The following is a 24,029-nucleotide window of genomic DNA, read 5'->3' as shown; positions in this document are numbered from 1 at the left end:
AGGAGAGGAAACAAAGGTGAGGGTTATGTTTGATTCAACTTCGTTGTCTTTACAAATATTGACCCACCCCTTAATCCCCCCGGGGAGAGGAAAATTATGTCAATTACCGCGGGACTTCCACCTTTTCTAAGATAATCTGTATTACCTGATCGGGCTTCATTCCCTCCATTTCTTTTTCGGGAGTGAGCGTGATACGGTGGCGAAGTACGGGATTGATAACTTCTTTCACGTCTTCCGGAGTGATGAAATCCCGGCCGTTCATTGCAGCCCATGCTTGTGCAGCTTTCATCACAAATACGGATGCACGTGGTGAAGCCCCTATCGATACCGAACTGCTATTTCGTGTATTCTGAATAATCTGGGCAATGTATTTCATCAGCTCGGGCTCTACATGAACCGAAGCGGCTACATTACGTTGCTTGGCGATTTCTTCTGCGGAGATCACTTTATCGAGAGCGCTGATATCCAGCTTGTTTTTTCGGGAATAACTTCCGGATAAAATCTTTACTTCTTCATCAAGGGATGGGTAGGGTACATCAATCCTGAATAAAAAACGGTCCAATTGTGCTTCAGGAAGCCGATAGGTTCCTTCGTGTTCAATCGGGTTTTGGGTGGCAATAACCATAAAAGGAGGCTCCATAAAATAGGTTTTTCCGTCCACAGTAATTTGCCGCTCTTCCATCACCTCAAAAAGTGCAGCCTGTGTTTTTGCCGGAGAACGGTTGATCTCATCAATTAGAACAAGATTTGAAAATATTGGTCCTTCTTTGAACTCAAAGTCGGTGGTTTTAGGATTGAATACCGATGTTCCGATAACATCAGCCGGCATCAGGTCGGGCGTGAACTGAATACGTGAAAAATCAGCACTGATGGTTTGGGCCAGCAATTTGGTAGTCAGGGTTTTGGCTACACCCGGAACGCCTTCAATCAGCACATGACCATCGGCCAGTAGGGCAGCTATGAGTAAATCGACCATACGATGCTGACCGACAATGATTTTACCGATTTCGGTGCGGATGCTTTCCACCAGTTTCTCAACGCCGGATAAATCGGTGCGGCTCTCAAAGGGCGCTTTTTCTTCGTTTTCAGCTGATGGCTGTTCGTTTGTGGGATCTTTTTCTTCTGTACTCATCGTTGACTCAGGTTATAGAATTCGTCAATTCGTTCGGTTAACAATTTTAATTCTTTTTGGTTGATGTTATCCTGACTTGAAATTTTATCAATCAAATCAAAAAGTGCTTGTATTTCAGTCTCTTCAATCCCAGACCGGAGGGCTATATCATGTTTTCTTTCACGATCAATTTCAGAAGTATCCAGTCCAAGATTGGATCGAATATAATCAAAGAAGAACCGGATTTTCTTATCAGCAATTAGCTTGTGATCACCTTTCTCGAGATACAGGCTTCCTATGGTTCGGGCAAATTCAATACTGGAGTTTTTTGGGGCTTCAATGTTAGGAATAATTTGCTGCTTCCGTTTGGCTCTGAATATCATAAATAACAAAACCCCGCTTAGACTGATGAACCAGGTCCAACTGAGATGTTCTTCAGATACTACATATCGAACAACACTTCCTCCAGCGAGGCGCACATCTTTATAATATTCATCCCAAATGGTTTCCCGTTCCGGCAAATAGGAAAGTGCTTTTAGTGCATAATCTGCTCCGGATTCTTCCCGCACAAAGTAGTTGGTAAAAAGGGTGGGATTGGAGTGAAGAAACAGCTCACCCTCACCAAACTGAATTCTGATGAAATTAGGATTCCCTTCGTCATTTACCCCAAGAGAAGTAACCTGAAAAGTGGAATCGAAACTGGAAAAATAGGTTTCGGTTGTACTTTGATAGTAAGGGAAACCGGATTCTGTTTTCAGTTGAGGGTTGGTAAAGTTAACGTGAGCGGTGTCTTCATCCAGAATAGAGCCACTGGTTAAAAAGGGATTGTTCAAGTACGTACCGATTTCAAGGCTGTCCTGAAGTGCTTGCTCAAAGGTACGTGCAGCAATAAAAACGCTCGCTCCCTGTTCAACCAGCGAAAGTAAAATGTCGGTTTCCCAGCGATCGATACCAAAACTTTTGTTGATGAAAATCCAGTTTTTCCGGGGATTGGTAGTGTCAGCGTATTCAAAAATTGGAGATCTGTTAATAGTTATCTGATCATCAGGGAATGCGGCAGGAAGCAGATTCTGAATAAGGTACCCTCCATAGGGAATTTTATCTTCGGAAGAAAAGCTTTCGGTCCAGTCCAAAGGTCTTGGTCTTAAGATCTGGGCAAGGACATAAATAAAGATCAGTCCGCCAAGGATGAAATAGTATGTACGTTCTTTTTTAAACACTATGATCCGGCCTGATCTTTAAATTGATGATATACATTCTGAACCGTTTCAAAGCCGGTCTTATCGATCTTAAAATCTCCGTATTCCACATACTCATAATAGGTCGTGAGTTTATTGAAGAAACTGCGAGAGGGGTGGCTTCCTAGTTCCCGCAGGTAATCGTGATTGGTTTTGTCGGGTTTCCAGGTGATGAGTTCATGTTCATTGAGCTGCTGTAATGACTTCAGGTACAGAATACGGACGGCATCACGATAGCGGGTTTCTGAGAGTGCCGCCTGCAGCATTTCATCATAATCGGTTTTAGATAATTCGGACTCACCGATATTCAGAGAGAGTGCCTGACCGGCTTTTTTCTTTGAGAATGAAGAGGTCAGATTTCCTCCCATCATCTGATTTATCAGGGCAAATAGAAGGGCTCCGAAAATTGTAAAGAATATAATCCGAATGGTAATTGAAGCCCATGGGCTGCTGAAAATCCACGCCAAAATCTGAAAAATCCACTGCTGTATACGGCTCCATAAAGTTTCAGGGTTTTTGGCTTGTTCGTTATAAGCAAAAACATCTTCGCGGGTCAGGCTATCGAGAGTTGAAGTATCGATGGTTCTGATGTTAACCTCACTGCTATCAGGCCGGAACTGAATTGCGGATGAATCCTGAGCGAATACATTTGCAGGAAGTAAAAAACAAAGTATGAACAGCAATCTGTATATCAACCCAGCTCCTCAATTTGCTCGCGCAGGCCTCTGCCTTCTTTCCGTTCGATTAGGTTGAAGTACTGCAAGGCCATAGCAATCAGCATCAGGACGGAAAACAAAGAAGCCACTACGATAAGCAGTCCGTAAAAAAGTCCCATTCCGGTACCAATCATTGCTGAGTTTTCAGCGCCTGAAGCGGCAAGGAAGCCAAATATTATGGACATGGGAATAATCAACACATACGACATGAAGGAAGTGATAATGTTCATTACCAGGTAAGTGGCGAAAGTAAACCACCAATGACCTTGTACTAAATCCCAGGACCGGCTGATGGAGTCAAAGGGATTTCGTTGTTCGATTACAGCAATGGCCGGAGCCACAAAAAGTTTGATTCCAAAATAAATACCGGGGATGATGAAAAACATAAACCCGAAGAATACAATGATGATAATCAGGATATATAGCCCCAGCAGCGTAAAGAAATTGCGCCCGAAATTATTGAAAATCTGTTCAAAACGAACATCGTTGGTATCCTGTGCAAGCTTAATATGGGTCAAAGAAACCGTTAATAAGGCCCCGGATGAAAAGGCCAGGAGCAGCATTCCAATCAGGAAGTCCCCACTAAAGAGAGCATCAGCAGAAGCATCCGGGTTATCCATTATGGCAGTGAAAAAGCTGGAATATCCGCTGCCAACTAGCAGCCCGGAAATGATATAGAAAGGCAAAACCAGAAGTCCCAGAGCTTTGCCAAGGCTTTTGTAATGTACCCTGATGTAAGCAAATGAATCGGTTAAAATACCCCCGAGATCACGATATTTTTGAAGTTTGAATTCGCTCATTTTTTTGATTTTAAAGTGTTAGGCAGATATACAAAATACCATAGAATAAAGGCTAATGAACCTAAAATTATGAATAAGCTCAACCAAAGTGGCATTTCGGTATAGCGGGTTACAAACGATTCCAATAAACCGGCAGCCACAAAAACGGGGACCAAACCAATAATCATCTTTAACCCTTCTTTCCCGGCTTTGATGAAGGATTCTTTTCTTGAAAAAGTACCCGGGAATAAAAAACCGTTGCCTACTACAAACCCTGCTGCTCCGGCAATCACAATGGCTGAAAGCTCCAGAATACCATGGATGAAAATCACACGAAGGGCTTCAGTAACTAATCCATATTTAGCAAAAAAGTGTATGAATGCACCCACCATCACTCCATTATTCAACAGAACCATGCCAACCCCCAATGAGGTTAACAGCCCACTTGCAAAAGCATAGAAAGAAACCCGGACATTATTGATGGTAATGGCGAAGAACATATTCATTTCTTCGGCCTCTTTATATACAGCCAGCGGATCACCCCGGTCAATATTGGTGATGGTCATGTTTACATACGCATCGCCCATGATATAGCGTACAAATGAAGGGTCATTTATAGAAGATAAAACCCCGATTGCTATGGCTATACTAAAAACGATAAAGCTGTAGAGCAGTTCTTTCTGCTTAGTAGCAAAAAGCTCGGGAAGCTCACGAGTCCAGAAAGTAACAATACGATTCGTCTCTTCTTTTTTCGAGCGATATATTTCATCGTGAACCGCCACCGAAAGCTGATTCAAATATTCCTCGGTTTTGCTGCCGGGATAATTCGCCTGGGCGTAGGCTAAGTCAGCATTCAGCTCAATGTACAGGTCAGCTAGTTTATCGGGATCATCCTGCGATTTATCCTTCAGCAGCTGCTCAAACTCCTTCCACTTGTCCGCATTTTTTCGTAAAAAGGCAACTTCTCTCATTCAGCGAATTCACTTTCGTTTTAACATACATGAGCCTAACTTGGCGCTCGTTTGTGTGCAGGAAGATAACAAATCAAAACCAATCCGAAACCACAGAAATCCTAATAAATCAGCACTTATGGTAGGTATTGAAACATCGCAACATGTTAAACTTAGCTACGAACCTGCCGGAGTGGGGGAGCGCATCCTTGCTTTCTTTCTGGATGCCTTTTTTATAGGGATTTACTACCTGGTGGTAATTTGGATCTGGGGCTATGCCAATGATATTGGTCCGTCCACAGCGGGAAATTTTGAGGATTCAATATGGGTGCTTTATATCATACTGGTGTTGCCTTTGATGCTCTATCACCTTGTCTCTGAGGTCATTTCGAATGGATATAGCCTGGGTAAAAAGATTGTTGGCATTCGGGTGGTTAAAATAGATGGGACCCGGGCCAATCTTGGCGGATATATTATCCGATGGATGTTCAGGCTTATCGAAATATCGATGACCAGCGGAGTACTGGCTTTTGTAACTATTCTGCTGAATGGAAAAGGGCAAAGGGTGGGAGACATCCTTGGAAAAACCTGTGTGATTAAAGAACGCAAAAAAGTGAACCTTGATAACACCCTGTATTCTAAAATAGCCGATGCTTATGAACCTCAATTCAAGCAGGTAGCCGAACTGAATGACAAAGATATTCGGATTATTCGTGAAGTACTGGATTCCCGCTCACATTACGATTATGACAACTGGTTTCTTATGCTCCAAAAAACCCGCAAAAAAATTGAAGACCGTTTAGGAGTGGAAGATCATGGCATGAGCGGAGACGACTTCCTGCGAACGGTGATTAAAGACTATAATGCTATTCATGGGAAAGGGTAATGGAACACGGATGACACTGTTGGTGCGGATTTTTGGAGTTTGTGAATTATTAATTTTTAGTCAGACTGTTTTGAAGAGTTATATTTTTTCCATTTTAGTATTGTGTTTAATCAGTTGTTCTGATTTAATTGCCCAGGACTTTCCCCGCGACACTTCTTACACCCTACAAAGTGCCTATCAGAAATACGTAAAAAACTATCCTGATATTGAACTGGTAGATCAAAAACTGGAGAATGAGGTCACTATTCAAAAGGATATAGTTTTTAAGAATACGGGTCAGCGCAACCTTCAGCTTGACCTTTACTCACCAAGACAGAATTCAGAAATCAAGCCCGGAGTACTAATTGTTCACGGTGGAGGATGGATTTCCGGTAACAAATCTATGATGAAGCAGATCTCAATGCGATTAGCTTCAGAAGGCTATGTGGCCGTTGCTGTAGAATACAGGTTAAGTCCGGAAGCCCAATATCCGGCGGCTATTTATGATGTAAAGTCAGCGCTGAAATGGATGCGGGATCATTCGGAAAAGTATCAGATCAATCGGGATAAAATTGCGATTATGGGTACTTCGGCTGGCGGTCAGATTGCCGCTTTGGTTGCAAACACTCAGAATAAATCAAAGTTTGAAGATCCGGCCGATACTTCTAAAGCTTCTACAACTATACAGGCGTTGATTGATATAGATGGCGTGCTGGCGTTTATTCATCCGGTGTCGGAGGAGGGAAGAGTTGCTTCGTTGTGGCTGGGAGGGGATCAACAGGAAGCCCAGGAAACCTGGATCGAAGCTTCAGCTCTTTCTCATGTTAACAAAGATTCACCACCTACATTATTTATTGGAAGTGCCTACCCTCGGTTTTTGGCTGGAAGAGAAGAAATGACGGTAGCCCTAAATAAGCATGGCATTTATAATGAGACCCATCTGCTGGAACAGGCTCCTCATTCTTTCTGGCTATTTCATCCCTGGTTTGAGACTACGATGGAACATGTGACCAGTTTTTTGGAAGTAACCTTAAAAAATAAGTAACTCAAATAGGTATAAGGCGTATATTCTGCGGCTTATTAACCAACCTTATTTCATAAAAATATCTATGCGTCAGTTACTCAGTTACGGTCTTTTTGGGGTGATCTTTTTCCATCTGTTTTTTCCTCACAATATCTCAGCCCAGTCAGTTGACACCGTTTATTTCTCACTGGATATGACGGAGCCGATTTCTGAAGGCTGGCTAAAACACGGAACAGAAATAGTGGGTATTCGGGGTGACCAGTCTCCATTGAACTGGGGAAATACTTTTGAAGCATCAGATCCTGACAAAGATGGGATTTATGAAGTTGCCGTACCTTTTAATCTACACTCAGATAGCTTACTGGTTTCCTTCAAGATAAAAGTAGATGGAGTGAATAATCCTGATGATGGTTGGCAGAAAGGGCGGAATCATGAAGCAATGATCTATCAAGGAGTAAAAAATAAAGTAACGCTAAAGTGGGCGGATGAACCACCACAGGCCCCGACTACTATTACCGGTCAGGTTGAAATTTTCAGGGATTTCCAAAGTGACAATCTCGTGCCAAGAGATTTATATGTCTATCTGCCACCGGGTTATAAAGAAAGTAATCAGCGTTACCCGGTTTTATATATGCATGACGGGCAGGCATTATTTGATGCATCAGAGATCGGGCAGGAGTGGAGAGTGGACGAGGCAGCGGAGGAGCTGATTCGAGCCGGTGAGATTGAGCCGGTTATTATTGTGGGAATTGGAAATACTCAAAACCGTTTTGATGAATATACCCCAACCGAACAGGTGTGGAGATACGAGCTAAACCGCATATCAAGTCAGGAAAGAACCACATTTCCTGAGGCATTTGCTGGTAATTATATCAGTACAGAGGGTGATACGATTCGGTTTAAAACAAAACACGATACTCTTTTGACTATGATTCCGGGTGGACAATTTTGGCAGCCGCTAATTCCTGAATCTGAACATGCATTTTTCCTTGCTCAAGCGGGGATCACGTTTACTTTTGATGTGAAAGAGACGGAGGTAAACCAGGTTGTTGCAAGTAAGCCAACAATGGGTGGGGATGGTGATTTGTATGGTGGATTTATTATAAAGAAAGTGAAGCCGTTCATCGATCAGAATTTTCGAACCAGGCCGGAAAGAGAATTTACCTCGCTTGGAGGTTCATCTCTTGGTGGATTGATTACGCTATATCTCGGACTTGAGTATCAGGACACATTCAGTAATTTACTGGTGGTTTCTCCTTCAGTTTGGTGGGATGGCCAGATGATTATCAGTAAGGTTAACGAACTGCCTGGTGCAACTAATCAGCACATCTGGCTGGATATGGGAACAGCAGAAGGAGAAGGAGCTGTAGAAAGTGCAAAGGCTCTGAACAAAGCATTGTTAAATAAAGGCTGGTCTAAAGAAAACCTTAATTTTGTGATTGAGGAAGGAGCAGCTCATAACGAACGAGCCTGGGCAAAGCGGGTGCCAGATATGCTTCGATTTTTATATTCTAAGAACTAAACAATCCTGATAAATCCAGAAAAGGTGATATGAAAGCAATTCTGCATGAAAAATATGGCGGACCGGAAGTCCTGAAGTTGCAGGAAATTGAAAAGCCTGTTCCGTCGCCAAACCAGGTATTAGTGAAAGTTCATGCATCTACAGTAAACCGAACGGATTGCGCGATTCTTAGGGCCAAGCCTTTTATTATGCGTTTTTTTCATGGATTGAACTCTCCCAAAATTAAGATTCCGGGCACGGATTTTTCAGGAGAAGTTGAAGCCATTGGCGCCGAAGTAAACAGCTATAAGGTTGGCGACAAAGTATTTGGTTTTAATGATTCCGGATTAGCATCAAAGGCGGAATTCTTGATCATCAATGAAGATGGATTGTTTTCCAGGATACCTGAGAGCGTTTCCTTTGAGCATGCAGCCGCCTCACTCGAGGGTGCTCATTATGCTTATAACTTTATCAATAAGGTAGAGCTTAGGCGAGGAGATAACATTTTGGTAAATGGTGCTACCGGAGCTATTGGCTCTGCAATGGTACAGCTTTTGAAATATTTCGGGACATCCGTGACAGCCGTTGGCAATACAAAGAATTTAGATTTACTCAAATCTATTGGCGCGGATGCGGTAGTTGACTATACCAAAGAGGACTTTACACGGCTTTCGGATGAGTTTGACTATGTGTTTGATGCCGTGGGTAAAAGTACCTTTTCGAAGTGTAAATCACTGCTAAAGCCCTCAGGAATCTATATCTCATCTGAATTGGGGCCATACATTCAGAATCCATTTTTGGCACTTATTACCTCAGGATCAGATGGGAAAAAAGTAAAATTTCCCGTTCCCTCAGATATTAGTGCAACCATCAGGTTTATTAAAAAATTGATGGAAGAAGGAAAATACCAAGCGGTGCTTGACCGGACTTATGCTATTGATGAAATCAAAGAAGCATATCACTATGTAGAGACCGGCGAGAAAACAGGAAATGTGGTTATAAAGATTTCCTAAAGAATCTTATTTCGGCTTTATACAAAAAAGCGATCCACAAATACGGCTATCCAAACAAGTGGGAGGTAGGCGATGGAAGCAAACATCATTTTTTTGGCATTTTCCTTGGTTCGGTTCATACCAAATTTAATAGTGTAGAAGAGGAAGCCAGCTGCAAAGAGTAATCCTAAAATCAAAAAGAGCATACCGGCGATATCCAGCTGGTAAAGGGCAAAGGTCACTGGAAATATAGATAGTGTGCAAATAAGTGACCAGAATATGATTTTGTAACCTTTCTCATCTTTACGTGGAAGCATCTTTAATCCTGCACTAGAGTAATCATCTTTACACAACCAGGCAATTGACAGTACGTGAGGAACCTGCCAGAAAAACATAATTCCAAATAGCAGCCACATCCCAGGTTCAGCAATGTTACCAGTTGCTGCAGCCCATCCGCCTACAGGAGGTAATGCTCCTGGTATGGCTCCAATAGCGATATTTATGGGTGAAACTTTTTTCATTGGAGTGTAAACACCCAGATAAATCAAGGCTGTGAAAAAGGATACGGTTCCCGCAACAGGGTTAACCAGAAGGATTAGATATAATAAGCCGGAGAAAATCAGGCTCAAGGAAAATATCATTCCACTTTTGGAATCGATTCGGTGGTCGGGGAGAGGGCGTTTGGAAGTTCGCTTCATCAAACCGTCCGAAACTCGCTCGATAAACTGATTATGAGCACCGGTACCTGCAGCTATCAGATAAGTTCCTATCAAAGCGTGAATGAGCGTCACAAAATTGATGTTAGCCCCACTGCCAAGGATAAAACCAACCAGCATACTAACCAGTACCGACATAGTAATGCCGGGCTTGGTCAGTTGATAGTAATCGGTAATAACATCCGTAAAAGATCTCTTGATGAGAATGTTATCTTCGGCTGAATTCATGTAAATTTGATAGGTCGAAATAAATACGTTTACAAACACCAAATTTAAATATTATTCCTCATACTTCACAGTCTTTCAGCTATGAAATTGAATGCTTTTCAGAAAACAGCAATAACCACCGTTTTAGCCACCTTATTTTTAATTTTAGTAGGTGGACTTGTCCGTGCTGCAGGTGCAGGGCTAGGGTGTCCTGATTGGCCCAAATGCTTTGGTATGTGGATACCTCCCACTACTTTAGCAGACCTTCCGGCTGGTTTTGATGAATCTCAGTTCAATGTGTGGAAGACCTGGATAGAGTATGTAAATCGATTGGTCGGGGTAGTTATAGGATTACTCATCACGGCTACTTTTCTGCTCTCGGCCAGGTATAGAAAAGAGAAACCTACAGTTTTTTACAGTTCCATTGCTGCTTTTGTGCTCGTACTTTTTCAGGGATGGCTCGGCGGTGTAGTTGTGAGAACCGGCCTTCATGAAGGCTTAATTACAGCACATATGCTTGTAGCTATGGTGATTGTGACGGTGCTCCTATATGCTACATTTGAAGCTACCAGTGACTTGTTCAAAATCAGGATCGAAGAAAGTTTTAGAACAAAGTTACTATGGACGGTTTGGATTTTATTAGCTCTGACGATGATACAGCTGGTTCTGGGAACTCAGGTGCGTGAAGCTATTGATGTTGTTAAAAATGCTGCTGTAGTTCCACCGCGTGGCAGCTGGCTCGAAAATATCGGTTCAGTATTTCCAATTCACCGCAGTTTTTCATGGCTGTTGGTACTTGCTTCAGTCTGGCTATTCTATATTTTGATGAAGAATAAAGCGGAAGGTTGGATAAGAAAGCTGGGTAACCTAAATGTAACATTGGTTTTTCTTCAGGTACTGATAGGAGTGGGTTTATACTATTTAGCTATGCCCCGTGTGCTTCAGGTGCTGCATCTTTTGGGGATGGCAGTTATGGTCTGTACGCAGTTTTTGATGATTCTTGTACTAAAGAAAGGAAATTACTCAGCGACTATTTGATCAGGCACGAGGTTACAGTTATAATCGCTCTAATAGGTCGTTCAAAAATACTTTTATTTCATTCAGATCTTTACGGGCTTTAGCGCTAAGCGGTGTAGTGTCTTTTTTTTCACCATCTCGTAAAATTTCTTGTACACCTTCGGCACTATATTTTTTGTCGTGAAGCAATTCTTTGATCTTGAAAATCAAGGCAAGTTCCTGCTCTTTATACACTCTGTTTCCAGCGCTGTTTTTCTTGGGGCTAAGGTCCGAATAAGTTTTTTCCCAGTTTCTTAAAACATGGGGCTCAAGTCCGGTAAGCTTACTAACTTCTCCCATTGAGTAATACAATTTTTTCATAGCAAACAGAAAGTGTATTTTAGAACGTTTTTAATGGCATGAAAGTAAACCATTTCTGAACATATATAAAAGAATACATTTTGGAAGATACACCTTCGCAAGCAAATATTAACATCAGCATTGTTGTTCCGGTTTATAATGAAGAGGAATCACTGCCTGAACTAGAAAAAGCAATCGATAATGCATTATCGGCTGATTATTCCTACGAAATTATTTTTGTAGATGACGGTTCAGCTGATAAATCATGGCAACAGATTATCTCGTTAGGGAAGAAGAAAGACTTTGTCCATGGTATCGCACTCAGTCATAACTATGGAAAGAGTGTCGCACTGCAGGCAGGTTTTGAGGAAGCAAAAGGCAAGTACGTTGTCACGATGGATGCCGATTTGCAAGACGACCCTAATGAGGTCCCCGAAATGGTTCAAATGCTGAAAGATGGTTATGACCTGGTAAGTGGCTGGAAAAAAGAACGCCATGATCCAATTTCCAAGACCATTCCCTCTAAGTTTTTCAACTTTGTTACCCGTAAGGTGGCCGGAATTGAATTGCATGATTTTAATTGTGGATTGAAGGCTTACAGGGCGGAAGTTGTTAAGAATATTTATCTGTATGGAGAACTTCACCGATATATACCTATGCTGGCCAAGAGGGAGGGCTACAGCCGGATCACTGAAAAGGTAGTCACCCATCATCCACGAAAATATGGGAAAACTAAATTTGGCCTGTCCAGGTTTATGAATGGTTTTCTGGATCTGGTCACAATCACTTTTGTACAACGTTACCTGCAAAAGCCCATGCATTTTTTTGGTACAGTAGGTGTGCTATTGCTCATGATAGGTGGTGGCATTAATCTGTATATGGCATTTCTTAAGTTTGTTTATGGGCAGGGTATAGGAGACCGTCCGCTCTTATTTCTCGGAATTTTATTGATGGTTGTAGGTGTACAGTTTTTCTCAACCGGTTTACTCGGTGAGATGATCAATAAAAACAATGTAAAGGATCAAAAGCCCCGGATAAGAGAAATTATTTAGCAGCAATACTTATCTATTTTTAAAAGCGTTTATATTTTGTCGGTCAACTTCTAATCCCAACACTCATGAACACAAACTTTAAGCTGCTTTTCATTTTCACTTCACTTTTCATCTTGATAACCGGATGTGACGGAAACATTTTTGATACAGATAAAGATAAAGATGTGCAGATCAGAATTGAGAATTCTTCAGAGTACACTCTGGAGAATATCAGGGTTTCTTTCCCTGAAGAAGAAGTAAGTTATGGTACATTAGATCCTGCCGACAGCAGCGACTACCGAAAGGTTAAGAAAGCGTACCGGTATGCTTACATTGAATCCGAGATCGACGGGCAGAAAGCCGTACTACAGCCAATCGATTATGTTGGAGAAGATTATCTGGAGGCGGGCACTTACACTTATCAGCTATTTGTATATGGAGAGTCCGGACAAAATGAACCAATTCGCTACTATCTTGGTTTTGAGCTGAAGAAAAATTAATAATTTCTGCAAGTTATTATTATCAACAACTTGAGTGCATTTTACAGATTAACTTTTTGTTAAAAGCATTAATCTATAGAAACTTGTACTTGTCAGATAAAATATTTTTCCGTTATTTTGTTTTGTCATAAATAAGGAGCGTCTTTTATGGGCGTCAACTCATCTGTTGGATTCAGAACAAGGTTTGCTCCTGATTTAGCTAAACTGCAATTTTATAAATTAACAGCCAATGGCTATGTCAGTATCTATTCACTTAAATTCGTTTTGTCCAAAAAGTAACTTGCTTCAGCTTCGGGGCATGTGCCAAAAATATTTATGTGCCATTCTTTTTAACTGTCTCGGAAGTGAGCTTTTCTTCAACTTTACGGACTTTCCTGAACGCCGCTTGAAGTAGTACTCCGTTTTAGTATTCAGGTTTTTTAAATCTCAAAAAACCATTAAGAGCCCTTCCTGCTTATAAATAACAGTGCTGGATAGGGTGTATCTGACAAAAAAACAAAAATTATTAGTGGTTAACTATATCCAATAGAAATATAGGTGTATTCTGATGTCTGATAAAAAACTAAAAAAACAGCTCGGTCTGTACGATGTCTTTGCAATTTGTACTGGTGCAATGTTTAGTTCAGGGTTCTTTTTGCTACCGGGAATTGCAGCAGCACAAACAGGGGAGTCGGTGTATTTGGCTTACCTGGCTTCTGGTATTCTGATAATACCTGCCATGCTTAGTGTCGCGGAGTTGTCTACGGCTATGCCTAAATCGGGGGGAACCTATTACTTCCTTGACCGAAGTCTTGGGCCAATGGTTGGAACCATTGGCGGGTTGGGATCCTGGGTAGCTTTGATGTTCAAGAGTTCTTTCGCATTAATTGGTATGGGTGCATATCTGGCACTTTTTGTTGATGTCTCATTTACAATGCTTGCCCTTATTCTCACACTTATCTTTGGCTTCCTCAATATATTTGGGGCCAAAGAAACAACGCTCTTGCAGCGGATATTAGTAACCGTATTGGTGCTGATTATGGGGGTTTTTATTATACAGGGTGTATCAGCGGTTGGCTTAAATTTCAGTATTACCAATTCGGAAGATGGATTTTTCAGCAATAGCCTTCATGGTTTTATCTCCACTATAGGTTTGGTTTTTGTGTCCTACGCCGGGCTTACCAAGGTTACCAGTGTGGCTGAAGAAGTAGAAAATCCAGATAGAAATATACCGCTTGGTATGATTCTTTCATTAGCCACAGCTTCGTTGATTTATGTGGCAGGAGTTTATGTAATGCAACAGATTTTGACTCCTCAGGAGTTTTATTCAAGCCTTACGCCCGTGGCTGATGCCGGCGCTAAATTTATGAGTTGGCTTCCCGGTTCCGGTGGTGTGCTTCTGATTGTAGTTGCAGCCGTAGCGGCATTTGCTTCAACCGGAAATGCGGGCATTATGTCTGCCTCGAGGTATCCATTCGCTATGTCGAGAGACAAACTCATGAGTCCACGGTTCAGCGATATTGGGAAGCAGGGCACTCCTTATTATGCCATTATCGTAACGGTAGTCTGCATGATCTTAATTCTGCTGATTTTTGATGTAGAAGCAGTAGCGAAGCTCGCCAGCGCTTTTCAACTATTGCTTTTTGGGTTGATGTGTTTTGCTGTGATTGTTATGAGAGAAAGTAACATCAAAGGTTACCAACCAGGTTTTAAATCACCATTCTATCCCTGGGTTCAAATTGTCGGGATGCTAATTTCAGTATGGCTGGTTGCTGAAATGGGAATTCTTGCCGTGTCTTTAACCGGCTTTATTGTTGTGATGTGTGTGGCTTGGTTTATGTACTACACAAAAGGTCAGATTAGCAGAAGAGGAGCCATTTTTCATGTGCATGAAAGGCTTGGAAAAAGAAGGTATGAAGATCTGGAACATGAACTATTAAATGTTCTCAACGAGAAAAGCTCAGGTGAACATCTTTCCTATAAAGAAACTATTGCCCGAAGTGTAATTATAGATGTTGATCACTCATTAAATAATGTGGATGATCTTTTAGATGAAGCTTCAGAAATCTTTGCAGGACGCCTAAAGATTGAAAAAAAGAAACTGTTCAACGAGTTAAGCCAAAGTTACAATGTACGTTTTAACAAACTAGGCAGTAAGGCTATCTGCAGCTATCATTCAATGGAGCAGATAAAAACTCCGGAGCTGGTAGTGTTTCGAATAAAGCAAGCCTTTAATTTGAACATAGAAGGAATTGAAAGCGATGTTTATATGTATGCCATTCTCCTGGTTCCCAAAGAAGAGGAGGGATTGGATATCCGGTTGGTCGGGCATTTAGCTGAAATTGTACAGTCTTCAGGTTTTCAAAACCGGTGGCTCCAATCAGGTAATAAAAAAGAGTTGAGAGAATGTCTGTTGACCGAAGGACATTTCATTCATTTGAAAGTAAAGGATAGTCAGCTGCTCAGGGCATTTACTGGCAAGGCTATCAGGGATATAAGTCTACCCGGGACGAGCCTCATAACCATAATCTACAGAGGAAAAGAGCTCATCATTCCACATGGTAATACCATCATTAGCGGAGAAGATGAATTCCTGATGGTGGGTGATCCGGAAGACATTAAAGAACTAATGAGAAATTAAAATAAAGATTAAAACAACCTATTCATTATGAAAGATAAATTACGTTCAATTAACCCGATAACGCCAATACAGGAGTTTCTGAAAACGGAGTCTTCATCGGGTATCATCCTTTTAGTTACTACGGTACTTGCTCTGGTCATTGCAAATACGCCGTTTGCAGGAACCTATTTTGATTTATTTCAAACGCATTTGGCAGTAGGAATCTCATCTTTTAAAATTGATAAGCCACTCATCCTGTGGATTAACGACGGGTTGATGGCAATCTTCTTTTTGCTGATCGGTCTTGAGATAAAACGAGAAGTTAAGTACGGCGAGCTTTCCGATTTGAAATCTGCAATGATGCCGATAGTAGCTGCTTTCGGAGGAGCGTTGGTTCCGGGATTAATCTTTTTTGGATTCAATCAGGGAACCGAATTTGTAGATGGCTGGGCTATAGCCATCGCTACCGACATAGCTTTTGCCATCGGAATATTAACCCTTCTGGGATCGAGAGTTCCGGTTTGGGCAAAGGTATTCTTAACTGCGGTTGCCGTTGTAGATGACCTTATTGCCGTAATGGTGATAGCATTATTTTATACAGCCAGTATAGAAATGACTGCCTTAATCATAGCCGGGGTTGCATTGGTCATATTGGTAGTCATGAACATGATGAATGTGAACAAGATAGGTTTGTATATGTTGGTGGGCATCGTGCTCTGGGTAGCTTTTTTGAAGTCGGGTGTGCACGCTACCATCGCTGGTGTATTATTAGGTTTAACAATTCCCGCACGACGAACATCAAGTCTTGATCTTGTATCTGAGAAAATTGAAGCAGCCTCGAAACTTTTCAAACATGCGATAATCCACAAAGAAACGGAGTCAAGAGAGACTGCCCTAAGCTATGTAGGAGAAGTGGTGGAAGAAGCAGAATCCCCATTATACAGGCTCGAGCATCAGCTGCATCCATGGGTAGCATTTGGGATCATACCGATTTTTGCATTCGCTAATGCAGGTGTTACTATCAACACAGATGTTTTGACCGAAGCTTTTGCTTCACCATTAACATGGGGGATTGTAGCGGGTCTGTTTTTTGGGAAACAAATAGGGATTTTCAGTGCAGTTTTTCTGATGAAAAAAATGGCACTAAGTACTCTGCCTGATAAACCAGGAACTATGAAGATTGTTTACGGACTTGCCTGCCTCAGTGGTGTTGGCTTTACAATGAGTTTATTTATTGCAGGTCTCTCTTTTGATACGGCCCAATACCTCGAATATGCCAAAGTTGGCATCATTATAGGTTCTCTGATAAGTGGGATTCTAGGATTCGTATTACTCCGAAGTGCGATAAAAAACTATGATTAAATCATCAGAAAATAATTTTAAGAACAATAAGTGACCACTAATAGAAAAGGCCTGTGAGGTGAAGCTCACAGGCCTTTTAGTTTTGTACCGCGTACGGGATTTGAACCCGTGCTACCGCCGTGAAAGGGCGGCGTCCTGGACCCCTAGACGAACGCGGCATAAAATTTTTTCAATAAAAAAACCGTGGATGATGTATCAATCCACAGCTTAAGTAAAAAGGGAGCCCGATGGGATTTGAACCCACGGCCTCTAGGGCCACAACCTAGCGCTCTAACCTACTGAGCTACGAGCTCCATTATAGTACCGCGTACGGGATTTGAACCCGTGCTACCGCCGTGAAAGGGCGGCGTCCTGGACCCCTAGACGAACGCGGCATTATGAAAAATCAATAAGTCAATAAAAGAGCAATATGTGCAACCCTCTTTAGAGGCGACAGGCGGACTCGAACCGCCGTACGAGGTTTTGCAGACCTCTGCCTAACCACTCGGCCATGTCGCCTTAAGCAAAAGCTAAAAGCTAGTACGCCCGACAGGAGTCGAACCTGTAACCTACGCCTTAGAAGGGCGTTGCTCTATCCAGTTGAGCTACGGGCGCTCAACTTACAATATGTCAAAAAAACAAGATTTTCCGATCATAAAACCGAAAAATCTTTCTTTAGTCGGGGAGACAAGATTTGAACTTGCGACCCTTCGCTCCCAAAGCGAATGCGCTACCGGACTGCGCCACTCCCCGTTCTTCGAAAGACTCCAAATATAGGACTTATTTCAGACGGTTGCCAAACGAATAAATCACTTTTTTCTAAAAATTAGTAATTATTTGGTGTGATCTTTCAGGATAGCAGTAACGTAGTTTTCCCAGCTCATATTCTCGGCTGATTTCCGAACATTTTCTGATGGAAGAGGGTGCTCAATAAACTTCAGCATTTGCTCTGCCATGGAGTCGATATCCCGGTCTTCAGCGAGGTATCCGTTAAAACCATCTTTTATGGTTTCAGGAAAGTGGCCTACGTTGGTAGCCAGAATTGGCAGTTCAAAATTATAGGTTAAAGACTCTACACCAGAAGGGGTAGCAGTGAGATAGTAAAGCACACTACAGTCACTTACTTGAAAATATTTATTCACGTCTTCGTTGGGGATGAATTCGTTTTTTACGACGGTTCTATCTTCCAAATTCAGCTCTTCAATCAACTTAAGAGGCCTGTAATCTTGTTCACTTTCCTTGTTTTTGAGAAACAGCTTTTGAGCAACTGCAAATAATCCACGCTTAATTTTGGTGGTGATTTTAGAAGTATCGAGCGTAGCCCAGAATTCTTCTCCGCAAATCAGCAACGAAACATCATTCCGCTGATCAGCTACTTTTTTGAAAGCCTTAATTGCGTTATGCAGTCCTTTGTACTTTCGTATGAATCCAAAGAAAAGAAATACATGCTCTTTTAAGCCTAGTTCTTTTTTAAAAGCTTCCGTATCAAAATCGGGATCCGGTTCATATAAATCGTAGACTGGGTGAAAAAGCTTTATTACGGTTGTAGCTTCAGTTTTCGATCGCTCTCCGGTTTCATTTACGGCGAAATCCCGGTTTGGATAAAGCTCCTTTAGTTCATCTACCGTTTTGTAGGCATGGGTGATATAGGTATCGGCATGTTTGATGCCTATTCTGGTGAGCCGCTCATCTATGGTGCTGCCTTCTTTCTGTACTACAAAATGGAGATCAAAAATGACTTCAGCTTCAGAATGTTTTTTCAGCCATTTTGCAATCGATCCCATCGGAATTCCCTGTATGGAAATTGCCCACTGAAAAATCACTTTATCGGGATTAAGTGACTTGATGTATCTCGCCGTTTCCTTCCAGCTAAATGGATTGTTATAGTTAGTGATATATTTCACCTTAATCCGGGTACCTTCCAAAAAATCGGACTGGCTGGTTTTGTCTACGAACTCTCGCGGAATAATAGACGGATACTGGTTGGTCCATGACACAATGTGGACTTCATTATCCGGATCTTTGTCCAGTGTTTTTGCCAGCGAGGTGTTATAGTTGGAAATTCCCCCCTTAAATTTTGGTCCGGGCCCGAAGCATACGATTTTTGCCACAGCTTATGCGTATTTTTCTACTGCAACATCATAAACGCGTCGCATGCCTTCTCGCAGAGAAAGTTTGGGCTTCCAGTCGAGTTCTTCATTTACGTAATTCATGTCTGCATAGCGGGAATGAACACCAACTGGTTTATCCAACAGTTTTTTGATTTCGGGATCATAGCCAGCGAATTCCGTGAAAATCTCAATGATTTCAAGAAAGGAAGTTAACCGGCCACTTCCAATATTAATGGCTCGTCCATCTGTAATTCTTTCCATGGCGTGAAGGGTGCAGTCCATTACGTCTTCGATATGAACGAAATCGCGACCTTGTTGCCCGGTTCCCCAAACTTCAAATGGATCTTCTTTGAGTGCGGCTCGGCGTGCAATGGCGGGGATTGGATAGGAGAGATCCTGATCTTCTCCATAGCCAGAGAACGGCCGGATACAAGTAACAGATACACCGTAATATTTAGCAGCAATATGAGCCAAATACTCTCCGGTGAGTTTAGACCAACCGTAGGTCATATCAGGTTGCCCCATATTTTTAAAGTTGATATCACTTTCGCTGAGTGCAATAGCATCCTCTTCTGTTTGAAGATCAACAGGGTAGGCAGCACTGGAGCTTGGGTAAAGAACACGATTTGGTTTCTGCCGACATACCCATAAGAAAAACTCAGCGTCGATAGATAAATCGAGCGCAACCAGCATCGGGTCGCCGTCAATTTTTGCGCGTCCGCCAACAATAGCCGCGAAGTGAAATACATCTTTGAACCGGGTTACATCCAATCCGTAGGTGTCTTTAATGTGATTTTCATTGTCGAGCATGGCCCGGATGAAATAGCGGGCATCCTGTTTCAAGAATACCATACGCTCATCTTCTCCAAAAAACTCCAAGCCATTTTTTTTACGGGCCGGAGTTCCATCCGGAAGCCAATCTGAAGGGTGAGTTCCAACGGACAAATCATCAATAAAAAAGATGATGTCGTCAGTAGTTTTGTGAAGTCGTTTTACGAAGTTTCTTCCGACGAATCCGCATCCGCCTGTAATTAGATGATAGCCCATATAAAGAGTTTATTTTTCTGATTTTCACTGAAGATATGAATTTTGAGAAAAAGCCTTTGAAAAAGAAGAAATATTGTTGAAAAATCCCGTTCTTTGCAGTGCATTTAATCAAAATTCACTCATGAGATATATATTTTCCTTTATTGTTTTTGCGCTGGTTACCGGAACAGCCTTTTCACAATCACTACGTATTTCTGAATCTTCCTCAACCCAGGGTAATAATACGAATCAATTTACAGTAGCCGGGCACCAAATTGATTTAAATAACAGCTCCCTAAGCTTTAGCTCTGGTGCGGTTTCTTCCGATTTGAATGATATTACTGCTTTATCTAGTGCGTTAAATAATTCAGGTGTTACGGTATTCGAAGGAGCAGGAGAGGAATTATATAGCTCTTCATCATACAAGCTTCAGTCAGATGATAATTCCGTTAAGGTATATGTAAAGCCTAATGGTGGTTTTATAGTGCGTGAAAACATTGCGAACTTCCTGTTTTTTGATGAATCGGGAAAAATTGAGCAGTCTGTTTCAAATAGTTCTCAAAGTACAGAGGGAGAATCGGTTTCTGAATTAGCTGCTGATCCAGCTTTCAAAACAGTGGTTTTATATAATCCCAAGATTGTTCGGGATCAAATTGAAGGTTCCAGGGCACGAATCGTAAAACCTAACTGGACGACAAGCGACATTTTTTATAGCGGAGATCGCCCCATCCGGTTTGTGAAGGTTTCTGAAAACGGGCAGTTTATTGCAGTGGTTTCCTATAAAGATGGTGAAGATGATATGATTGATGTCATGGATCGGTTTGGTAATGAGCTGGAGACAATTTCATTTAATCAGACCATTGCTGATGTGCGTTTTTCTGAAGATGGGGAATTTTTGACGGTCCGTTCAAATAGCAGGGTGGGAGTGTATTCGGTTCTGGATGGAGAGAGAGAGGGAAGCACCAGTTTCAGGTCTATGCTTCATTTTGCAGAGTATGTGCCGCAGGATAATACGATTATCGCACTTACAGGCGATGAATCCGGTTCCGTTTTATCGGGGATAGAGTTTCATGCCATTAATATTGAAGCAAGAGCGATTGAGCGTCAGGATTATAATTCCAGCCTTGGGATTTCTGAATTACTTTCTCTGAGTTTGAAGCGAACAGGTTCCAACAGCTATTCTTTAACCGGGTTAAGTAAGGCGCTGAATTTGAGTGTTAGTTTTTGATTGAACGTAATAGCTGTATTCAGTCATTGCGGACCCAGATCCGCAATCTCCCAGATATAGAATCTTGATCTAAATAAAAAAGCCAGCACATAAAATATGTACTGGCTTTAGTTTCTTTTCAGAAAAATATCAGCTTAAGCTTCTTTTGGCTTTTCTGAAGTATCTTCTTCTTTTGCTTCATCGCTGTCTTCTTTCTTGGAAGCCGAAGGTTCAGCTTCTTTCCAGTCGAATTCAAGTCCGTCACGAGAGTTGTTCATCTTAATCTTGATGACAGAGCCTTCGTTGTGGCTGTTTTCAAGCAATTCTTCAGCTAAAGGGTCTTCGATGTATTTCTGGATAGCACGTTTCAGAGGTCGCGCACCATATTTTTGATCAAAGCCTTTATCTGTAATGAATTCCTTGGCAGCTTTGGTTACTTCAATCTCATAACCCAGCTCCTTGATTCGTTTGAAGAGATCTTCGTTCATTAGATCGATGATCTTATAAATGTCGGCTTTCTCGAGTGGACGGAATGTAATCACGTCATCAATACGATTCAGGAATTCAGGATTGAATACTTTCTTAAGCGCATCCTGGATGGTTGATTTCATCTTCGCGTAATCGAAAGCAGATTCGTCGGTATCAAAACCGATACCTTTACCCATATTTCGGATATCACGTGCTCCAATGTTGGAAGTCATGATGATAATGGTGTTACGGAAGTCAACACGACGGCCAAGGCTGTCAGTCAAAATTCCATCATCCAGCACCTGAAGTAGAATATTAAATACATCCGGGTGAGCTTTTTCAATTTCATCCAGAAGTATGACACTGTATGGCTTTCGACGGACTTTTTCAGTCAGCACACCACCTTCTTCATAACCCACATAGCCCGGAGGCGCACCTACCAGACGAGATACGGAGAATTTCTCCATATATTCACTCATATCAATACGAATGAGTGTGTCTTCTTTATCAAATAAATACTTGGAAAGCACCTTAGCCATTTCTGTTTTACCAACACCGGTGGGTCCAAGGAATATAAATGAACCGATAGGACGAGTTGGGTCTTTCAATCCGGCGCGTGTACGCTGGATAGCTTTGGTCAATTTCACAATAGCTTCGTCCTGTCCAATCACCTGGCCGCTTAGCTCTTCTTTCATCTTGAGCAGTTTTTGGCCTTCCTTCTGGGTGATTTTATTCACAGGCACGCCACTCATCATGGCGATTACAGAAGCAACATCTTCTTCATTCACATCATAGACGATGTTTTCAGATTCTTTTTCCCACTGGCGCTGCGCAACTTCTAATTCTTCAATCAGACGTTTCTCTTTATCCCGCAAACGGGCAGCTTCTTCGAAGCGCTGCTTCTTGACCATCGAATTTTTCTCTTCGCTGGTGGTTTCAATCTCTTCTTCCAGATCAATGATATTCTGTGGTACCGTGATATTGGATAAGTGAACCCGAGCTCCGGCTTCATCCAAAGCATCAATTGCTTTATCGGGAAGGAAGTGATCAGTCACATATCGATCCGTGAGTTTTACACAAGCATCAATTGCTTCATCGGTGAAGCGCACGCTGTGATGTTTCTCGTATTTCGGTTTGATCTGGTTTAAAATCTCTGTTGTTTCTTCCGGAGTGGTCGGATCAACCATGATTTTCTGGAAACGTCGTTCCAGTGCACCGTCTTTCTCAATAAACTGACGGTATTCATTCAGGGTTGTAGCTCCAATTGCCTGTACATCGCCACGTGCGAGTGCAGGTTTCAACATGTTGGAAGCATCCAGCGAGCCACTTGCTCCACCGGCTCCAACAATGGTATGAAGTTCATCAATGAACAGAATGACATCATCCGTTTTTTCGAGCTCGGTCATAACCGCTTTCATTCGCTCTTCAAACTGGCCACGGTATTTAGTGCCCGCTACTAATGCAGCAAGGTCAAGTGCAATTACACGTTTGTCATAAAGAACACGTGATACTTTACGCTCCACAATTCTGGTTGCCAGTCCTTCTGCAATAGCAGTTTTACCAACACCCGGTTCACCAATAAGTACCGGATTATTCTTTTTACGGCGACTCAGCACCTGGGCCACGCGCTCAATTTCTTTTTCACGACCAATAATAGGGTCGAGGCGACCTTCTTCAGCCATCTCAGTGAGATCACGGCCAAAGTTGTCGAGTACTGGTGTTTTTGATTTTTCCATTTTCTTTTCCCTTGAGCTTCCCGATCCGGAACCGGATCCTTTGGATGTAGATGCACTCGCAGTCATAGACGAGGAATCGCCATGATCGTCACGAGATTTTCCGGATATGATAAGATCCAGTTCTTCGCGAACTGCATCGTAAGAAATACTGAACTGTTGCAGTATTTGTGCAGCGATATTTTCATCATCTCTCAAGAGAGATAACAGAAGGTGCTCGGTGCCGATGGTATCACTTTTGTAAAGCTTGGCTTCCAGGTAAGTAATCCGAAGTACTTTCTCGGCTTGCTTGGTAAGTGGAATATTACCAACCTGTACAGATCCACCAGTTCCTCTGACGGTGTCTTCAATAGTTTTTTTAAGCTTGAAAAGATCACAATCCAGATTCTTGAGAATTCGGACTGCAACTCCATCACCTAAACGAACGATACCTAAAATTAAATGCTCCGTCCCGATATAATCATGTCCTAACCTCAGAGCTTCCTCCCGGCTGAACTGTATTACATCTCGAACTTTGCTTGAAAAATTTCCCTCCATCTGACGAGTTCCTTAAATAAT

Annotated in this window: 20 protein-coding genes and 6 tRNA genes; 10 read left to right on the top strand and 16 right to left on the bottom strand. The window is 42.0% G+C overall.

What is annotated here, in order from left to right; genetic code table 11:
- Positions 1-103: 103 nt before the first annotated feature.
- The 5 genes from RIB15_RS08100 to RIB15_RS08080 are packed head-to-tail and all read right to left on the bottom strand — an operon-like array spanning position 104 to position 4,815.
- Positions 104-1,132 carry an AAA family ATPase gene (locus RIB15_RS08100; RefSeq protein WP_350201643.1) on the bottom strand — a complete coding sequence of 343 codons (1,029 nt, stop codon included), beginning with the start codon at positions 1,130-1,132 and terminating at the stop codon, positions 104-106.
- Positions 1,129-2,331 carry a DUF4350 domain-containing protein gene (locus RIB15_RS08095; RefSeq protein ID WP_350201642.1) on the bottom strand — a complete coding sequence of 401 codons (1,203 nt, stop codon included), beginning with the start codon at positions 2,329-2,331 and terminating at the stop codon, positions 1,129-1,131. Before RIB15_RS08095 ends, RIB15_RS08100 begins: the two co-directional genes overlap by 4 nt.
- Entirely contained in the window at positions 2,331-3,032 is a 702-nt protein-coding gene (locus RIB15_RS08090) for a DUF4129 domain-containing protein (RefSeq protein WP_350201641.1), read from the bottom strand. Before RIB15_RS08090 ends, RIB15_RS08095 begins: the two co-directional genes overlap by 1 nt.
- Before the next feature lie 8 nt (positions 3,033-3,040).
- Positions 3,041-3,865 (bottom strand): YciC family protein, encoded by an 825-nt coding sequence (locus tag RIB15_RS08085; protein WP_350201640.1) that lies wholly within the window; start codon positions 3,863-3,865, stop codon positions 3,041-3,043.
- Entirely contained in the window at positions 3,862-4,815 is a 954-nt protein-coding gene (locus RIB15_RS08080) for a stage II sporulation protein M (RefSeq protein WP_350201639.1), read from the bottom strand. The genes RIB15_RS08085 and RIB15_RS08080 overlap by 4 nt, the downstream gene beginning before the upstream one ends.
- On the opposite strand from RIB15_RS08080, the gene RIB15_RS08075 reads away from it, so the two are divergent.
- From RIB15_RS08075 to RIB15_RS08060, 4 genes are all read left to right on the top strand, one after another.
- Positions 4,778-5,680 carry an RDD family protein gene (locus tag RIB15_RS08075; RefSeq protein WP_350201638.1) on the top strand — a complete coding sequence of 301 codons (903 nt, stop codon included), beginning with the start codon at positions 4,778-4,780 and terminating at the stop codon, positions 5,678-5,680. The genes RIB15_RS08080 and RIB15_RS08075 overlap by 38 nt on opposite strands.
- Positions 5,667-6,704, top strand: coding sequence for an alpha/beta hydrolase (locus tag RIB15_RS08070; protein ID WP_350201637.1), 1,038 nt, complete (start codon positions 5,667-5,669; stop codon positions 6,702-6,704). The genes RIB15_RS08075 and RIB15_RS08070 overlap by 14 nt, the downstream gene beginning before the upstream one ends.
- A gap of 64 nt (positions 6,705-6,768) precedes the next feature.
- Positions 6,769-8,205 (top strand): alpha/beta hydrolase, encoded by a 1,437-nt coding sequence (locus RIB15_RS08065; RefSeq protein WP_350201636.1) that lies wholly within the window; start codon positions 6,769-6,771, stop codon positions 8,203-8,205.
- Between the two features lie 29 nt (positions 8,206-8,234).
- Positions 8,235-9,197, top strand: a complete 963-nt coding sequence (locus RIB15_RS08060; RefSeq protein WP_350201635.1) for an NAD(P)-dependent alcohol dehydrogenase — start codon at positions 8,235-8,237, stop codon at positions 9,195-9,197.
- A 17-nt stretch (positions 9,198-9,214) separates the two neighbouring features.
- On the opposite strand, the gene cyoE is transcribed toward RIB15_RS08060, so the two are convergent.
- Positions 9,215-10,120: a heme o synthase gene (gene cyoE, locus RIB15_RS08055; protein WP_350201634.1), complete on the bottom strand. Its 906-nt coding sequence runs from the start codon at positions 10,118-10,120 to the stop codon at positions 9,215-9,217.
- Between the two features lie 81 nt (positions 10,121-10,201).
- Between cyoE and RIB15_RS08050 the strand changes: the two genes are divergently transcribed.
- Positions 10,202-11,137: a COX15/CtaA family protein gene (locus RIB15_RS08050; protein ID WP_350201633.1), complete on the top strand. Its 936-nt coding sequence runs from the start codon at positions 10,202-10,204 to the stop codon at positions 11,135-11,137.
- A gap of 18 nt (positions 11,138-11,155) precedes the next feature.
- Here RIB15_RS08050 and RIB15_RS08045 read toward each other — a convergent pair whose 3' ends face one another.
- Complete coding sequence (locus tag RIB15_RS08045) at positions 11,156-11,476, bottom strand: MerR family transcriptional regulator (RefSeq protein ID WP_350201632.1); 321 nt, start codon at positions 11,474-11,476, stop codon at positions 11,156-11,158.
- 80 nt (positions 11,477-11,556) lie between these two features.
- Between RIB15_RS08045 and RIB15_RS08040 the strand changes: the two genes are divergently transcribed.
- The 4 genes from RIB15_RS08040 to nhaA all read left to right on the top strand — a co-directional run bounded on the left by RIB15_RS08040 (position 11,557) and on the right by nhaA (position 16,947).
- Positions 11,557-12,507, top strand: a complete 951-nt coding sequence (locus RIB15_RS08040) for a glycosyltransferase family 2 protein (RefSeq protein WP_350201631.1) — start codon at positions 11,557-11,559, stop codon at positions 12,505-12,507.
- 65 nt (positions 12,508-12,572) lie between these two features.
- On the top strand, positions 12,573-12,986 hold the full coding sequence (locus RIB15_RS08035) for a hypothetical protein (protein ID WP_350201630.1): 414 nt from the start codon (positions 12,573-12,575) through the stop codon (positions 12,984-12,986).
- A gap of 547 nt (positions 12,987-13,533) precedes the next feature.
- Positions 13,534-15,606 (top strand): amino acid permease, encoded by a 2,073-nt coding sequence (locus tag RIB15_RS08030; protein WP_350201629.1) that lies wholly within the window; start codon positions 13,534-13,536, stop codon positions 15,604-15,606.
- Between the two features lie 27 nt (positions 15,607-15,633).
- Positions 15,634-16,947, top strand: a complete 1,314-nt coding sequence (gene nhaA / locus RIB15_RS08025; protein ID WP_350201628.1) for a Na+/H+ antiporter NhaA — start codon at positions 15,634-15,636, stop codon at positions 16,945-16,947.
- Positions 16,948-17,032: 85 nt separating this feature from the next.
- Here the strand turns inward: nhaA and RIB15_RS08020 are convergent.
- From RIB15_RS08020 to RIB15_RS07985, 8 genes are all read right to left on the bottom strand, one after another.
- Positions 17,033-17,105, bottom strand: a tRNA-Glu gene (locus RIB15_RS08020).
- A gap of 61 nt (positions 17,106-17,166) precedes the next feature.
- Positions 17,167-17,240, bottom strand: a tRNA-His gene (locus RIB15_RS08015).
- An 8-nt stretch (positions 17,241-17,248) separates the two neighbouring features.
- Positions 17,249-17,321: transfer RNA gene (locus RIB15_RS08010), tRNA-Glu, on the bottom strand.
- Positions 17,322-17,374: 53 nt separating this feature from the next.
- Positions 17,375-17,445: transfer RNA gene (locus RIB15_RS08005), tRNA-Cys, on the bottom strand.
- Between the two features lie 22 nt (positions 17,446-17,467).
- Positions 17,468-17,541: transfer RNA gene (locus RIB15_RS08000), tRNA-Arg, on the bottom strand.
- A 64-nt stretch (positions 17,542-17,605) separates the two neighbouring features.
- Positions 17,606-17,679, bottom strand: a tRNA-Pro gene (locus tag RIB15_RS07995).
- Positions 17,680-17,759: 80 nt separating this feature from the next.
- Positions 17,760-19,037 (bottom strand): glycosyltransferase, encoded by a 1,278-nt coding sequence (locus tag RIB15_RS07990; RefSeq protein WP_350201627.1) that lies wholly within the window; start codon positions 19,035-19,037, stop codon positions 17,760-17,762.
- Positions 19,038-19,040: 3 nt separating this feature from the next.
- Positions 19,041-20,084 carry an NAD-dependent epimerase/dehydratase family protein gene (locus RIB15_RS07985; RefSeq protein ID WP_350201626.1) on the bottom strand — a complete coding sequence of 348 codons (1,044 nt, stop codon included), beginning with the start codon at positions 20,082-20,084 and terminating at the stop codon, positions 19,041-19,043.
- 121 nt (positions 20,085-20,205) lie between these two features.
- On the opposite strand from RIB15_RS07985, the gene RIB15_RS07980 reads away from it, so the two are divergent.
- Positions 20,206-21,291 (top strand): hypothetical protein, encoded by a 1,086-nt coding sequence (locus RIB15_RS07980; RefSeq protein ID WP_350201625.1) that lies wholly within the window; start codon positions 20,206-20,208, stop codon positions 21,289-21,291.
- 134 nt (positions 21,292-21,425) lie between these two features.
- On the opposite strand, the gene RIB15_RS07975 is transcribed toward RIB15_RS07980, so the two are convergent.
- Complete coding sequence (locus tag RIB15_RS07975) at positions 21,426-24,008, bottom strand: ATP-dependent Clp protease ATP-binding subunit (protein ID WP_350201624.1); 2,583 nt, start codon at positions 24,006-24,008, stop codon at positions 21,426-21,428.
- Between the last annotated feature and the right edge of the window lie 21 nt (positions 24,009-24,029).

Origin of the sequence: Gracilimonas sp., from assembly GCF_040218225.1 — a bacterium.
In the GTDB taxonomy this organism is placed as follows: Bacteria; Bacteroidota; Rhodothermia; order Balneolales; family Balneolaceae; genus Gracilimonas.
Note: the sequence above shows the minus strand (reverse complement) of the source record. Positions and strands in the feature narration are given on the sequence as shown.